Source organism: Paenibacillus sp. 01L418 (assembly GCF_056400045.1).
Genome location: NZ_JBFTSN010000022.1, coordinates 1 through 14,553, shown reverse-complemented (window position 1 = coordinate 14,553; position 14,553 = coordinate 1). Strand labels below are relative to the sequence as shown.

The 14,553-nt window shown below is 47.1% G+C and carries 14 protein-coding genes; 7 read left to right on the top strand and 7 right to left on the bottom strand.

What is annotated here, in order from left to right; all coding sequences use genetic code 11:
* The first annotated feature begins 175 nt into the window (after nucleotides 1–175).
* From AC1DSE_RS05225 to AC1DSE_RS05215, 3 genes are read left to right on the top strand one after another with little or no spacing between them, the layout of a single operon-like run.
* Complete coding sequence (locus AC1DSE_RS05225; RefSeq protein WP_339207600.1) at nucleotides 176–634, top strand: VOC family protein; 459 nt, start codon at nucleotides 176–178, stop codon at nucleotides 632–634.
* A gap of 58 nt (nucleotides 635–692) precedes the next feature.
* Complete coding sequence (locus AC1DSE_RS05220) at nucleotides 693–1,388, top strand: SDR family oxidoreductase (RefSeq protein ID WP_441879136.1); 696 nt, start codon at nucleotides 693–695, stop codon at nucleotides 1,386–1,388.
* Between the two features lie 30 nt (nucleotides 1,389–1,418).
* On the top strand, nucleotides 1,419–3,266 hold the full coding sequence (locus AC1DSE_RS05215) for a glycoside hydrolase family 9 protein (protein ID WP_477527464.1): 1,848 nt from the start codon (nucleotides 1,419–1,421) through the stop codon (nucleotides 3,264–3,266).
* Nucleotides 3,267–3,341: 75 nt separating this feature from the next.
* On the opposite strand, the gene AC1DSE_RS05210 is transcribed toward AC1DSE_RS05215, so the two are convergent.
* The 4 genes from AC1DSE_RS05210 to AC1DSE_RS05195 all read right to left on the bottom strand — a co-directional run bounded on the left by AC1DSE_RS05210 (nucleotide 3,342) and on the right by AC1DSE_RS05195 (nucleotide 7,461).
* Complete coding sequence (locus tag AC1DSE_RS05210) at nucleotides 3,342–4,421, bottom strand: Gfo/Idh/MocA family protein (RefSeq protein WP_339207603.1); 1,080 nt, start codon at nucleotides 4,419–4,421, stop codon at nucleotides 3,342–3,344.
* Nucleotides 4,422–4,455: 34 nt separating this feature from the next.
* Nucleotides 4,456–5,403 (bottom strand): AraC family transcriptional regulator, encoded by a 948-nt coding sequence (locus tag AC1DSE_RS05205; RefSeq protein ID WP_076267964.1) that lies wholly within the window; start codon nucleotides 5,401–5,403, stop codon nucleotides 4,456–4,458.
* Between the two features lie 41 nt (nucleotides 5,404–5,444).
* On the bottom strand, nucleotides 5,445–6,449 hold the full coding sequence (locus AC1DSE_RS05200) for a Gfo/Idh/MocA family protein (protein WP_477509403.1): 1,005 nt from the start codon (nucleotides 6,447–6,449) through the stop codon (nucleotides 5,445–5,447).
* A gap of 160 nt (nucleotides 6,450–6,609) precedes the next feature.
* Nucleotides 6,610–7,461, bottom strand: a complete 852-nt coding sequence (locus AC1DSE_RS05195; protein ID WP_477527463.1) for a helix-turn-helix domain-containing protein — start codon at nucleotides 7,459–7,461, stop codon at nucleotides 6,610–6,612.
* Between the two features lie 132 nt (nucleotides 7,462–7,593).
* Between AC1DSE_RS05195 and AC1DSE_RS05190 the strand changes: the two genes are divergently transcribed.
* Nucleotides 7,594–8,886, top strand: a complete 1,293-nt coding sequence (locus AC1DSE_RS05190; protein ID WP_339207606.1) for a Gfo/Idh/MocA family protein — start codon at nucleotides 7,594–7,596, stop codon at nucleotides 8,884–8,886.
* Between the two features lie 21 nt (nucleotides 8,887–8,907).
* Nucleotides 8,908–10,314, top strand: coding sequence for a glucuronate isomerase (gene uxaC, locus AC1DSE_RS05185; RefSeq protein ID WP_477509401.1), 1,407 nt, complete (start codon nucleotides 8,908–8,910; stop codon nucleotides 10,312–10,314).
* A 15-nt stretch (nucleotides 10,315–10,329) separates the two neighbouring features.
* Here the strand turns inward: uxaC and AC1DSE_RS05180 are convergent, their stop codons facing one another.
* Nucleotides 10,330–10,584, bottom strand: coding sequence for a hypothetical protein (locus tag AC1DSE_RS05180; RefSeq protein ID WP_339207608.1), 255 nt, complete (start codon nucleotides 10,582–10,584; stop codon nucleotides 10,330–10,332).
* 100 nt (nucleotides 10,585–10,684) lie between these two features.
* Here AC1DSE_RS05180 and AC1DSE_RS05175 point away from each other — a divergent pair, with 100 nt between their 5' ends.
* Entirely contained in the window at nucleotides 10,685–11,419 is a 735-nt protein-coding gene (locus AC1DSE_RS05175) for an SDR family NAD(P)-dependent oxidoreductase (protein ID WP_477509400.1), read from the top strand.
* A 111-nt stretch (nucleotides 11,420–11,530) separates the two neighbouring features.
* Here AC1DSE_RS05175 and AC1DSE_RS05170 read toward each other — a convergent pair whose 3' ends face one another.
* The gene (locus tag AC1DSE_RS05170) at nucleotides 11,531–12,745 is read right to left on the bottom strand and encodes an aspartate aminotransferase family protein (RefSeq protein WP_441908867.1); all 1,215 of its coding nucleotides are present in this window, start codon (nucleotides 12,743–12,745) and stop codon (nucleotides 11,531–11,533) included.
* 144 nt (nucleotides 12,746–12,889) lie between these two features.
* Between AC1DSE_RS05170 and AC1DSE_RS05165 the strand changes: the two genes are divergently transcribed.
* Nucleotides 12,890–13,912, top strand: a complete 1,023-nt coding sequence (locus AC1DSE_RS05165; protein ID WP_477527462.1) for a dienelactone hydrolase family protein — start codon at nucleotides 12,890–12,892, stop codon at nucleotides 13,910–13,912.
* 1 nt (nucleotide 13,913) lies between these two features.
* Here the strand turns inward: AC1DSE_RS05165 and AC1DSE_RS05160 are convergent.
* The coding region (locus AC1DSE_RS05160) for a helix-turn-helix domain-containing protein (RefSeq protein ID WP_477527461.1) at nucleotides 13,914–14,553 on the bottom strand (640 nt) is incomplete at its 5' end.

Genomic DNA, 14,553 nt, shown 5'->3' with positions numbered 1-14,553 from the left:
CATTATTTTTTACTTTCAAATGAACGCGCGTTCACATGTTGTAGCTTTGTGAGAGGGGGAATGCGGATGTAGGTGAAGGAATTTCAATGAATTGGAGTATCCAGATATTGAATAGTGATTACACGGCTTTTACAGCACTTATAACGATAAAATCAACCTACAGGGGGAAACGGGCATGGATAAAAACTTGATTGGAACACGTACAGTAACTCAAATTGGATTATTAGTTCATGATATTGATACAACGTCGCAGGCGTATGCCGATTTTTTTGGAATTGAAAAGCCGAATTGGTTTTGGACAGACACGGTGGATAAAGCACAAACGGAATACAATGGTGAATCGTCAGTGGCTCGCGCCAAGCTTGCTTTTTTTGATATGGGTTCCTTGCAGCTTGAGCTTATCGAGCCGGATGAACATCCTAGTACGTGGAGAGAGCATCTCGACAAGCATGGTGAAGGCCCGCATCACATCGCGTTCGTCGTTGACGGCATGAAAGAAATTGTAGCATCCATGGAGAAAAACGGAATGGCATTGGTTCAAAAGGGAGAGTATACCGGCGGACGATACGCTTATATGGATACTTTTAAAAATTTGAAGATCATGCTGGAGCTGCTGGAAAACGATAAAAAGTAAATAATGCGATAACGAGTTTCCCAATATAGGTGATGAATGAACAGGAGGAATGAGCGGTATGAACATATTAATTACAGGCGCCAATCGAGGTCTTGGCTTAGCGATTGCTAGTGAAGCGTGCGAACGAGGGCATTATGTGTTAGCTGGGGTTCGCAGCCCGGGATCATCCGCAGAGGGCTTGCAAGAGCTGCTCACAAAATTTCCGGATCAAGTAACGATCCTGCCGCTTGATGTTGCGGATGAGAATTCGGTTCGCTACGCTTCCGAGCAAGCGGAAAACCGAGTACGCAGTCTGGATGCGGTTATAAACAGTGCAGCGATATTGCTGGGACGGGATCAGAAGCTGGAGCAGCTCGACTTGGAGCAAGTAGAGCAATCGTTCCAGACTAATCTTTTTGGGCCGATCGTCGTGCTCAAGCATTTTTTGCCTATGCTTCGTCAAGGAGAGCGGCAAAGCATCATTAATATTAGCTCGGAAGCAGGAAGCTTTACAGGCGCTTATGGCGGCGACTATTCGTATGCGCTGTCAAAGTCTGCTCTGAACATGTTCTCGGCACAGCTGCGGAATGAGCTTGCACCGCAAGGCATTGTTGTTCATGCACTTCATCCCGGCTGGATTAGAACAGATATGGGAGGCGAGCAAGCACCTGGAGATGCGACAGTATCTGCAGCTGGCATCTTGAACATCGTCGAGCGGAAAACGGAAGCAGATGCGCTTTTTATTGATCATAACGGCGCTCCTATGAATCTGTAAGGCAGAACAAAATAAAATTGGCGGTGGCTGATGAGCATACGCAGACGTACTTTGTATGTCATAGGCGGAATCATTACTCTTTTGTTAGTCGTGACGATATCATTTCGACTGTTATCAGGGTCAGAAGGCGGGAATACATTGAATAAGCAGCAGGAACAAGGAAATGCTCCAATAAACAATGCTGAATTGCCAATTGCAACGGAACCTGACTCGCAGCCAGAAATTAAGCAAGGAATGCAAGTGAAGGTGGATCAGGTTGGCTATGGAACAGCGCATGCGAAGTTTGCCATCGTGGAGGGTGAGTTGCCAAGCGAAGCGGAATTCTCGTTAGTAGACAGCAATGGCAACACGATGTTTACGGGCAGCTTATCTGAGCCGCTTGCGGATGCAGCATCACAAAAGACAATAAGAAGAGCGGATTTCTCCAGCTTCCAAACGGCTGGAGAATATAAGCTGCTAGTCGCTGGGGCGGGCAGTTCTTACCCTTTTGTCATTGGAGATGCTCCATATGATGATGCGCTCGCTGCGCTGCTCAGATCTTATACATTGCAGCGTTCGGGCGTAACGATCGACGATCCGATTACGAAGCTGAAGCAGACAGCAGGACATTTACAAGATGCGCAAGCAGAGATCTTCTTTGATGATGGAGTATCGCATAAAGGTGATCTCATTGATGTATCTGGCGGCTGGTACGACGCGRGTGATTATGGGAAATACATACCTCCAGCAGCTGTTACAGTTGCTCAGCTGCTGCTCGCTTATGATCTCAATCCAGAAGCATTTCCTGCGGGACAGCTTAAGCTTCCTGAAGGGTTAAAGAATGCGAATTCCTCGCTTCCTGATATTTTGGAAGAGGTGCGTTATGAGCTGSAATGGATGCTGCGCATGCAGCGTGCAGACGGTGCGGTTTATCATAAAGTGAGCGGCTCCGCATGGACTGGATTTGTTACACCAGATACGGATACGCAAACTCGTTATGTATTTGGTTTGTCGACGTATGGCACTGCTCAATTTGCGGGTGCAACAGCGCTGGCGTCCCGAATATATAAACCCTTCGACGAAAAATTTTCAAATCGACTGTTAGCTGCGGCTGAGAAAGCACAGAGTTACTTGAGCGCAAACGAAGTCGCTGCTTTCCGGCAGGATCCGATGCAGGATAACGGCTCTGGCGGATATGGCAAGCAAACCGACGCAGAAGAGAGGATGTGGGCACTTGCTGAGCTGTTTCGCACTACGGGAAATAGCAGCTATAGCGACGTGCTTACTAGTCGGTTTGATTATTTGTTGAAGAGCTCCCCACAGGCGGTCAACTGGGCGAATGCCCAGCTGCTTGGTCAATGGGCGTACTATCGTGCGGAGAAAGCGGATGAGCAGTGGAAGGAGCTTATTCGTACAGCAGTAATTGATCGAGCGAAGGAGCTTGTTGCAAGATCCGAAGCAGACGGCTATTTCAACCTATTGAACGCAGAGGAATACACGTGGGCATCGGTGAAATCCGGAGCTGCTTATGGCTGTATCCTTCTGATTGCAAACCTAATGAAGCCTGAAGAAGCTAGCTTCAGAGCTACTGCGCTTGAGCAGCTGCATCATGTATTTGGCCGCAGTGCAACGGGGTTTAGTTATGTGACGGGAATAGGCAGTCAATACCCGCTGGAGCCTCATCACCGCATTAATGCAGCTACTGGAGTATTAATTCCAGGCTTGGTCGTTGGAGGTCCGAATCGTTACGGCGGAGATCCTGATTTGGATGCGGTCAAGGATAGTCTCGCACCTGCCATGGCTTATTTGGATGTAAGAGGTTCTTATTCGAGCAATGAATACGCGATTGATTATAATGCTCCTGTCATTTTATTGGCCTCTTTTTTCGTTAATGAGTAATTCAATAGGGGTATAAAAAAAAGAACTGCCTGCAAAGTCTGTATAGACCAAGCGAGGCAGTTCCTTTTGTGTAGCTTATAGATATACGGCTTTGCCGGTTTTGGATGATTCATAAATCGCTTCAAGAATTTGAGAAACGACAAAAGCTTGCTCTGGTGTAACAACAGGCTCAGTGTCCTCTTCAATAGCTTTCAGCCACATTCTCATTTCGAGATCAGCATCGCTTTCTGTTTTGCCATCGTAGAAAGCAACTCCGCCTGCATTCAGATCAACCTTTGTTGCAAATAGACGGCTATGCTTCTCGCCATTAATGCGAAGGCCATCCTTCATGTCCGCGCCGCCTTCAGTACCAGACAACGTACATTTTGCTTCGTCAACTTCAAGTGTATTAAGTGCCCAGCTGGATTCAAGCACGATTGTAGCGCCGTTTTCCATAACGATCATACCAAATGCGGAATCTTCAACCGTGAACTTAGCAGGATCCCAAGGGCCCCATGCATTAGCAGCGTTCTCACGTTGCGAAAGCTTGTGGTAAGAAGTACCAAGCACTACTTTTGGCTTGTAGTTGTCAAGCATCCAAAGCGTCAAATCAAGTGCGTGAGTACCGATATCGATAAGCGGTCCGCCGCCTTGTTTTTCTTCGTCAAGGAAAACGCCCCAAGTTGGAACTGCACGGCGACGAACAGCATGCGCTTTCGCGTAGTAGATGTCACCAAGCTCACCAGCTTCACACAATTTTTTCAAGTGTTGGCTGTCTGGACGGAAACGGTTGTTGTAGCCAACAGTAAGTTTCTTGCCAGTACGGCGAGCAGCGTCAACCATACGTTGTGCATCGTGAGCTGTTTTGGCCATAGGTTTTTCAGTCATAACATGTTTGCCAGCYTCAAGCGCAGCAATGGCAATGTTCGCATGTGAATCGTTTGGTGTACATACGTGAACAACTTCAATGGAAGAATCGTTCAACAGCTCCGTGTAATCCGTGTATACTTTCGCGTCTTCTGCGCCGTATTGAGCAGCTGCGTCAATCGCACGTTGTTCAACGATATCGCAAAATGCAACGATTTCAACGTTTTTAAGTTTCTTCAAGCTTGGTAGATGTTTACCGTTTGCAATTCCGCCACAGCCAATAATAGCAAGTTTGTATACTTTAGACATGTTATAAAGCCTCCTAGTAGTATAATGAATTTTTTTATTGAGAAACGGTTTGACGAGCATTCCTGCGATATTCGGAAGGAGTGACGCCGAATTTCTTGCGAAATACAGCGTGTAAATAGTTGCCGCCGGCAAAACCGGATAACTTAGCTATTTTCTCCACCGAATGCGAACTCTCGAGCAGCTCACGGCATACGACAGCTAGCCTGATGTCTTCAAGAATACGGCTGAATGTATGTCCATGATGAAGCTCCTTGAATAATCGCTGAATTTGCCGTGAGCTTAAATTAAGCTTGTCCGCAACGTCCTCAAGCGTGATGAAGCCGTCATAGTTAGCGTAAATATACTCCAAGGCGAGTCGATAACGATAAGCCTTCATATCCCGCGTTGGAAAATGCTTCTGTTCACTTGCTGTTTCATAAGCGCGAACCGCTCGCATTAAAATCTGGATAACTGTCTGCTTAATGGTAGTATAGCTGCCGACAAAATTATCGTTGCAAGCTTGATACGCTTCAAGAAAGCGAGGCATCGCTTGATGAAGATCCATTGTTGGATACAATGGAAGCGCCTTGAGCTTCTCGATACAATTTCGTGCTTCAGCAGCTTCCCAGTCGTCATAGGAATGAACATCCTCGCCGTTATTCTGCTCGGTGCGATCAATGATATCGACATGTAGACAAAGCTCATCCATCGCTTCAAGCGGGTCTGCTTCTTGATAATGCATGATCTCAGGTCCGGTTAAATAAAGCATGCCAGGTTTTAACGCATACTCCTGGTCGCTAATAATGACCTTTCCTTTGCCCTGCGGTATGAAGTGAAATTCATATTCCGCGTGCTTATGAAATCCAATCATTCTGCCGGGAGGAAATTGCGTCAGATGGAAGCGCAGTACATGGATGTCGTAGGGTCCCCATCTGATGCACAGCTCCAGGCGTTCAAGCGCATCCTGGCGTTCATGCATGACCTCATACGGGAAGTTAGGCATGCCGATCACTCCTTGGAGTCGTTCAAATTATGTGTGTCGTATTACTCGCTCAGCTCATCGATGCGGATTGCACGGTGCTCATTAGCAGAACGGTTTGAAGCTTCCATCAGCTTTGTTAAGTCAATGGCAAGGCTTACATTTTCGTCAGCGGACGTGTTGTTCTCGATGTGCTGTACCCATTGGTCAAATGCACTTTCTCTGTTCGGCGGAATCACTTGTGCCGTCCATTGCTCAGATGATTGTGCTCCTGGTGTAGAAGTGCGAAGCAGCAGCTGGCTCTCAGGATTGCCATACAATAGCGTTCCTTCAGTTCCATGCACCTCAAGCGTAAATGGTGAATGATTGTTAACGAAGCCGGCTTCTACGATTCCGATTGCTCCAGATGGCGCGTTCAATATCGCAACTGCGTTATCTTCTACTTCTTTGCCAGTCAAATAACCAAAGTGAGCAGAAACCTCTTTTGGCATTTCATTCAAGAAAAGTCTAGTCAAATACATAGGGTGACAGCCCAAATCGATTAAAGCGCCGCCGCCGCATTGCTCTAGGTTGTAGAAGTGTTCAGGCAGCCAGTTCGCTGTTGCTCCGTTATGTGAGAGACGAGCACGAACGAGTGTGATTTTTCCAAGTACGCCTTGTGACAAAATATCGCGAATCGCCAGTGTATAGCCGTCATTTAGACGAGGCAACGATACAGTTAATTTTACATTATTTTTAGCTACTTCATCTAGTATAACATTTACTTCTTTAAGAGTTGGGGCAATAACTTTCTCTGTGAAAATATGCTTGCCGGCTTTAGCCGCTGCTACGATAACCTCTTGGTGTCTGAAGGTTGGAGCGTCAACAATAACTGCGTCAATATCATCGCGACTCAACATTTCATTAAGATCGGAATGAAAAGTAACGCCAAGCTTCTCGGCAGCTGCTTGACCGCGTTCCGCGATTTCGTCCCATACAGCAACGATTTCCGTACCAGGGTGCTCCTGAGCTTGTTTCGTATAATCCCATGCGTGTACATGCCAATAACTGATTTTACCGATTCGAATCATAGGTTCATCTCTCCCTGGGCATCTATTAGCGAATTTGCATTGCATATATAAATTTATGACAACAGCTATAATTTAACATAGTTTTATGCTTATTTTTAGTGTAATTTAATGACCAAATTTGTATGAAATTACGACAAAAATTTGTTTGACTTAAATTCTCTTACATATATTGCTTCCGATATTGACGCGGGGATATGCGGGTAATCTTTTTAAAGGTTTTACCGAAGTGGGAGAAGTTATCGAAGCCAACCGCAGCGGCAATATCGGTAATGCTCCTATCGGACTCGCGAAGCAGACGCTGCGCTTCTTTCATGCGCGTCAGAATGATGTAATCGGAGAAGGTAAAACCTGTCAGCTCCTTGAACATGCGGCTTAAATAATAAGGACTGATGAAAAAATGTTTTGCGACCTCGTCAAGCCGAAGCGTCTCCCCAAAGTGAGCGTTAATGTAGCGGATAACCTCTGAAATTTTGGCATGCATGGGAGTGGCGTGGTGCAGAGGCACTGGCTCATGCTGCTGAATATGTCTAGCTGCAGTCAGCAGAAGCTCTGTTACGGCAAACGCAGGAAACAGCTCGAAGCCAGCAGGCTGCTGTCTGATCTCTGAGAGCGTTCTACTCATTAATTGTGCTGTCGCCAGCTGCTCTTGCATAGGCATACGAATAATATGGGATTGCTGTTCAAATGGCGTCAATAAGAAGCTGGCATGTGCTCCTACCAATTTACTCAACATGGCATCATCAAAGTGTATGATAATTCGTTCATGAGCGGCATCGCCGGATTGCATCGTTTTGTGCAGCTCATGCTTCGAAATAAAGACGAGGTCGCCTTGCTCAACTGAATAGGAACGGTCACGTATAAAATAAATCCGCTGCCCTGACAGCATATAGTAAATTTCATAATAGTCGTGGTAGTGATTGTATTCCATCGTGTAGGGTGCTGTTCGCTTCGTATACTCAATGTATAGGTCGGATATAGAGCCAAAGCTATAGATGTCGGGCTGGATGCTCATTAGGGATGTACTCCTTTTGATTTTATCGCAAAATAAGCGGTGTTTGATTGAAATAGAGCAGGATATGCAGAGAATTATATCACTATCATGCAGTAATATGAAGGTAATTGGAATCGAGGAGGAATAATGAGTATGGCAAAAAAACGGTATGTATTGGTAGGCAGCGGCGGCAGGGCAGAATTTTTCTACGGTGCGCTTGCAACCGATTTCAGAGAAACGTCGCAGCTGCTCGCTTTTTGTGATATTAACCAAACTCGGATGGACTATGCGAATCGCATATTAGTTGATAAATATAACCATGAGGCTGTAAAAACGTACAAATCAAATGAATTTGAACAAATGATTGAGCAGGAGAAGCCGGATGCGGTCATCGTTACGAGCATGGATCGGACGCATCATACGTACATTATTCGTGCGCTGGAGCTTGGCTGTGATGTTGTAACCGAGAAGCCCATGACGGTGGACGAGAAAAAATGCCAGCAAATTTTGGATGCGGTTGAACGGACGGGTCGCAATGTGCGTGTGACGTTCAACTATCGGTATGCGCCGCATCATACGAAGGCTAGAGAGCTGATTGCTAATGGTACAATCGGCAAAGTAACCTCCGTTCACTTTGAGTGGCTGCTGAATACGCAGCATGGCGCAGATTATTTCCGCAGATGGCATCGCAACAAGCAGAACAGCGGCGGTTTGCTGGTGCACAAATCGACGCATCACTTTGATCTCGTGAACTTCTGGATTGGCTCGCAGCCGGAATCGGTATTTGCCTTTGGTGATCTCTTGTTCTATGGTCGCGAAAATGCAGAGCAGCGCGGGGAGACGCAATTTTATGAGCGCGCAACGGGTAATCCGCTGGCTGAGAATGATCCATTTGCGCTGCATTTGGACAAAAATGATCATTTGAAAGCGATGTATTTGGATGCGGAGCATGAGGACGGCTACCGCCGCGATCAAAGCGTGTTCGGTGACGGCATTAATATTGAAGATACGATGGGCGTGCTTGTCCGCTACAAAAACAATGCGATCTTAACCTACTCCTTAAACGCATATTTGCCATGGGAAGGCTATCGCATTGCATTTAATGGAACAAAGGGACGCATCGAGATGAATATCGTGGAACAATCGTATGTGAATTCCGGCGGCGAGAAATCCGATGAGGGCGCGCTGAAAGAGCAGTCGATTAAAGTATTTCCAATGTTTGCAGCTCCTTATGAGGTCGAGGTAGAGGAAGGCGTTGGCGGTCATGGCGGCGGCGATCCGGTATTGCTGAACGATCTATTTGGAACGCCTGTAGAGGACCCATTCCATAGGGCGGCGAATCATATTGATGGAGCAAGATCGATTCTAACGGGCATTGCAGCAAACCGTTCAATCCAGACGGGACTCGCAGTACAAATTGATGAGCTTGTGAAATTTCATAACTAGGTTGCGGAGGAGGAAGCTGGAATGAAGCCATTTATGGACGATCATTTTTTGTTGTCAAACGAAACGGCGATTAAGCTGTATCATAATTTTGCAAAGGACATGCCGATCATTGATTACCATTGCCATTTGAGTCCGCAGCAAATTTTTGAGAATAAAAGCTTTGAGAACATTACGGAGGCATGGCTGTACGGTGACCACTACAAGTGGCGGGCAATGCGTGCGAATGGAGTAGAGGAGCGTTTTGTAACAGGCGGCGAGGGAGTAACCGATTACGAGCGCTTTGAAGCATGGGCCAAAACAGTTCCGCAAACGATCGGCAATCCGCTTTACCAATGGTCGCATTTGGAGCTTCGTCGTTATTTTGGCATTTATGAGCTTATTAATGAGAAAAATGCACCGTCCATATGGGAACAGGTTAACGCCAAGCTCGCGACAGGCCAATTTAAAGCGCGTGATTTGGTCAACATGTCCAAGGTCGAGGTCATCTGCACGACAGATGATCCTGTTGATTCGCTGGAGTATCATATCGCGATCAAAGCTTTAGATGATTTTAACGTACAGGTGCTGCCTTCCTTCAGGCCTGACAAAGCGCTGGAAATCAATCGTCCTACTTTTCTAGAATGGGTTGGCAAGCTTGAAGAGGCGGCTGCAACGACGATCGACAGCTATGATGCGCTGCTTGATGCGCTTGAGGCAAGAGTAAAGTTTTTCGCTGAGGTGGGCTGCAAAGTATCTGACCATGCGCTGGACTACGTTGCGTATGCAGAGACAACGAAGGCTGATGCTGCCGCTATTTTTGCCAAAGCCTTGAACAAGGAAACGGTCTCCCTGGAAGAAGAGAAGCAATACAAAACGTTCACGCTGCTCTTCTTGGGACGTTTGTATGCCGAGCGCGGCTGGGCGATGCAGTTCCATATCAATGCGGCTAGAAACAACAGCTCGCGCATGTTTGGCAAGCTCGGACCGGATACGGGTTTTGATTCGATCAATGATAGCGACGTAGCTTACCCGCTAACGAGGCTGCTTGATGCGCTGGATATGGACGACGCGCTTCCGAAAACAATCGTGTATTCGCTAAATGCCAAGGACAATGATGTACTGGGATCCATTATTGGAAGCTTCCAAGGGGGCGGGGTGCCTGGGAAAATTCAACTTGGCTCTGCATGGTGGTTCAACGATACAAAAAATGGTATGCTTGATCAAATGAATACGCTTGCCAATCAAGGACTGCTTAGCCGCTTTGTTGGCATGCTGACCGATTCTCGCAGCTTCCTCTCGTACACCAGACATGAATATTTCCGGCGTTTGCTCTGCAATTTGCTAGGTGAATGGGTCGAGAATGGCGAGGCGCCGGAAGATATGGAGCTGCTGGGTCAAATGGTTCAAAATATTTCTTATCGCAATGCGAAAGCTTACTTCGGCTTCTAGCATGCTTGAAACGTTCTACAATTCCGCTAGCTCAGCGGGGGCTGTGGGACGTTTTTTTGTATCCAAGCGATAAGCAGCCATCAAAAATTTGAGCATCTGCGGTCCGGCTATATTCGCGGCAATTCCGAATAGCTCGGAATGCACTGCTTTTCGGCATAGCAAATAAAATGCCGCGCCGCCGATGAGCTCAAAGGCAATGAACTCCTTCCATTTCCAGGCGGGAACAATGTATATTTCAAATTCTTCTTTTTTGGCAGCTCGTGTACGCAAAATGGGAGCCCTCCTGCTAATTAGGCGCATTACAACCGTAACTAGATTATGCGGAGCAGCTTATCCATCATTCGCAATGATTTCAATAAGTATAATAGGAGTGATTGCATTGAAGAAAACAGCCTTCGTAACCGGAGCAGATCGAGGAGTAGGCTTGGCCCTCGTGAAATGCTTGCTTGAGCTAGAATATGACGTTTTTGCTGGACAATATGCGGACCATGTACCGCAGCTTGATGAGTTAAAAGAAGCACATGCAGGTCGGCTGCAGGTGCTGCAGCTGGACATATCAAGTGATGAGAGTGTGGCGAGGGCGTTCGCGGCAACAGCTGCAAGGACGGATCAGCTGGACCTATTAATCAATAACGGAGCGATATTGGGAGATATTACAGCAACGGTGCTGGATCCGCTTCATTACGCGGAGATGCTTGATGTTTTTAATGTGAATACTCTAGGCAGCTTGCGGTTGAGTCAGACCTTTATGCCGCTCCTGCTCAAGGGAGAATCAAAGTTTCTGCTCAATATTTCGTCGGAGGCGGGCAGCATAAGTGATTGCTACCGGGACAGCTGGTATGCGTATTGTATGTCAAAGGCAGCGCTGAACATGCAATCCAAGCTGATCCATAATGGCATTAAGCAGCACGGAGGCCGTGTACTGGTTGTGCACCCAGGCTGGGTGCAGACGTATATGCAGGGCAAGTTAGATGCTGCAGCGTCACTTACGCCTGAGCAATCGGCGTCCTCTATTCTAAAGCTAGTTGAAGCCCGCATAAGCTTGGATGCTGTGGCAGCAGATTGTGAATACGTGGATTATGCAGGCAATGCGCTGAATTGGTAGAAGCTTGAGACGCGGATTGGATTGTGCAGCTGAGGCTAGCGCAAGAGCTCACTTCAATAAACCAGCCGATTCAGCATTCGCTGGATCAGCTGGCTCGTTACGAATGAGTCATTATTTAGCAGCAAGCAGTTGACGGAAAGAGCGGCGCAGGATGAATATCATGAGATCGATATCCTTCTGCGTTACAATTAATGGAGGAACGAGGCGAATGGTAGATGAATTCAGTGCATTGATAAGCAGTCCCTCACGCATACAAATCGCAGCAAGCTCATCAGCGGTGTTCTCAGGTACGTCAAATGCGAGCAGAAGTCCTTTGCCGCGAATATTCGCAATCGGAAATTCGTGAGAAAGATCACGAAGGCTGCCTTCTAGAAATTGGCCTTGCAGCTTAGCGTTGTTTGCCAAGTTTTGCTCCAGCAGTTCCTGAAGCACGGCATAACCTGCGGCCATGGCAAGCGGGGCTCCTGTATAGGTTCCGCCTTGATCTCCCGGCTCAAATAAGTCATATTTGCTTTTTGTCAGCATCGCCGCTAACGGAAAGCCAGCACCAATGCCTTTGCCTAAGGTGATGACATCAGGCATAATACCGTAATGCTCATAAGCGAACAGCTTGCCTGTTCTGCCCATCCCCGTCTGTATTTCATCAAATATTAACAGCATGCCGTACATATCGCATATTTTACGCAATCCGAACAAATACGCTTCATCTACGGAATGAACGCCGCCTTCCCCTTGCACGAGCTCGACCATAATTGCACAGGTGTTGTTCGTAACCGCAGCAAAGCAAGCATCAAGGTCATTAATAGGTACATGTTTAAAGCCTTCGACCTTAGGAGCGTATAGATCCTTCCACTTTGCTTTCCCAGTTGCAGACATCATAGCTAGCGAGCGTCCGTGGAAGCTGTTCGTTAACGTAATAATCTCATATGCTCCATTCAAATTAACAGAGCCATGTTTTCTTGCCAGCTTAATTGCACTTTCATTCGCCTCAGCACCGCTGCTTACAAAAAAAGCTTTATCCATACCGCTGACGCTGGTCAGCGTCTCGGCGAATTCAATCATTGGTTTATTATAGTAACCGGGGCTTGCATGAACAAGCGTTGAAGCTTGACGTGACAATGCCTCCTGCAATACAGCAGGGGAATGCCCCAAGCTTGCAACCGCCCAGCCGCCGACAAAATCCAAGTAACGATTTCCATCCGTATCCCACAAAAACATACCCTTGCCTTTTTCCATCACGACGCTGGGACGGTGCGCCGTAAAAAGAACCGATTTCTCCGCCGTTTCTAATAATGCCTTTGTTGCTGACTTTTCCATCTGAATCATTTACGAGCCTCCCGGTTATTCATTGTATTGCATAAATATACAACATTAAGAATAAAGATTCAACCACTTTGCTTGAATTTTCTTAAAGACAACAGAATGTAGGGAAGTGGACAACAAAAATGCAAACAAAGAGGAGAGATCACGATGTGGAATGGTGATTCTTATTTAACGAAGCTATATGACGAAGCCATTGCTCGGCATCAACAGCTTCGAACTCTGCAGCTCCGAAATGAACGCAGGCCGAAGCTGAAATCAGTGCTGCGAGAGTTGGTAGGCCAGTTCGAGCCTAATCTCGCACATATACCGAAGGTGCTTGAGCGCGTTCAATGCGATGGATATGTTCGCGAACGGGTGGAGCTGTCGGCTACGCCAGAGCTGACCTTGGCCGCGTATGTGCTTATTCCGAGTGATGTGCAGGGGCCGCAGCCGAGTGTGCTGGCACTGCATGGTCATGGTTATGGGAGCAGACAAATTGTTGGTTTGCGGCAGGATGGATCACAAGATGATGAAGACCCGGGCATCCATCAGCATTTTGCTATTCAGCTCGTGAAACGGGGCATGGTCGTGATCGCACCAGACGTCATCGGCTTCGGCGAACGCAGGCTCCATGCCGATCTGGCGCTTAATCCAGATACGCCAAGCTCGTGCTACCGGCTGTCGACGCAGCTGATGATGCTTGGCAAGACATTGACCGGCCTGCGCGTATCAGAAGCGTTAAAAGCATTTCATTATTTGTCTACGCGTAAAGAGGTTGATGCTGATCGGATTGGCCTCATGGGTTTTTCTGGCGGAGGTTTAATTGGGTTTGTGACGGCCGTGCTGGAAGCGCGCATAAATGCAACGGTATTGACTGGCTTCGCGAGCACAGTCAAAGACAGCATCTTTGCCGTTCATCATTGCATTGATAATTACACGCCAAGTTTACTCGTTCACGCGGAGCTGCCGGAATTAATCGGATTAATTGCTCCGCGTCCGTTATTTCTTGAATCTGGAGAAAATGATCCAATTTTTCCGGTGGCAGGCTTTCGGAAGGCGGCAGCAGAGATTCAGGCCATTTATGAGGCGGATGGAGCTGGTGACAAGCTTCTAACGGACGTATTTCCGGGTAAGCATGAAATAAGCGGCCGACTGGCTTACGATTGGTTGAAGCAAACGTTATCGCCTTAAATTACGTCGTATATTGCTTGCGAAACTTCGTAGGCGGCAACCCGATTTGCTGCGTAAAGCAATTGGAGAAGTAGGGAACATTTTCAAATCCAACATATTGCGCGATTTCTGCGATCGGCCATTCTGTTTTGAGCAGCAGCAGCTTGGCTTGCTCAAGCCGATATTTGGACAAATAGTCGATAGGTGTCATGCCATACACCTGCTTCATGCAGCGGGTAATGTAGTTATAGTGAAAATTGAGAGCTTCAGCCATCGTTTTGCTTGAAATTTCAAATCGATAATTATTTTTTATATAAGCCTCCGCTTTCTCAGCTAGAGTGACAATGGGGCTTGTATAGCTGTCATTTTGCCGCAGGTCCATCATGCGCAGCAGCTCCTCGAATGTCTGCTGCTGCGTCCAGAATGCACTCGACTGACGCTCTCCTCCAGCTTTGTTCAGCGTACGCATTAATCGAAACGCTTGCTCTGGATAGGGGAGCGTCCATGCTTTCTGCAGGTGAAGGGAGTAAGGAGAAGTTAGAAAACGATTGTAATGCTCTTCTTGGTTAATGCCTGAGTGATCGAGCTCCGTTTGCTGCCATTCCCCCACCGCTTGAAAATGAACCCAGTAAAAGACCGCTTGAAAATGAACCCAGTAAAAG

Bases quoted from the DNA above. Each gene is read 5' to 3' on its own strand.
- uxaC (WP_477509401.1), top strand. From the start codon at position 8,908: ATGAAGCCATTTATGGACGATCATTTTTTGTTGTCAAACGAAACGGCG.
- AC1DSE_RS05205 (WP_076267964.1), bottom strand. From the start codon at position 5,403: ATGCCTAACTTCCCGTATGAGGTCATGCATGAACGCCAGGATGCGCTT.
- AC1DSE_RS05220 (WP_441879136.1), top strand. From the start codon at position 693: ATGAACATATTAATTACAGGCGCCAATCGAGGTCTTGGCTTAGCGATT.
- AC1DSE_RS05170 (WP_441908867.1), bottom strand. From the start codon at position 12,745: ATGATTCAGATGGAAAAGTCAGCAACAAAGGCATTATTAGAAACGGCG.
- AC1DSE_RS05195 (WP_477527463.1), bottom strand. From the start codon at position 7,461: ATGAGCATCCAGCCCGACATCTATAGCTTTGGCTCTATATCCGACCTA.
- AC1DSE_RS05225 (WP_339207600.1), top strand. From the start codon at position 176: ATGGATAAAAACTTGATTGGAACACGTACAGTAACTCAAATTGGATTA.
- AC1DSE_RS05190 (WP_339207606.1), top strand. From the start codon at position 7,594: ATGGCAAAAAAACGGTATGTATTGGTAGGCAGCGGCGGCAGGGCAGAA.
- AC1DSE_RS05165 (WP_477527462.1), top strand. From the start codon at position 12,890: ATGTGGAATGGTGATTCTTATTTAACGAAGCTATATGACGAAGCCATT.
- AC1DSE_RS05200 (WP_477509403.1), bottom strand. From the start codon at position 6,449: ATGATTCGAATCGGTAAAATCAGTTATTGGCATGTACACGCATGGGAT.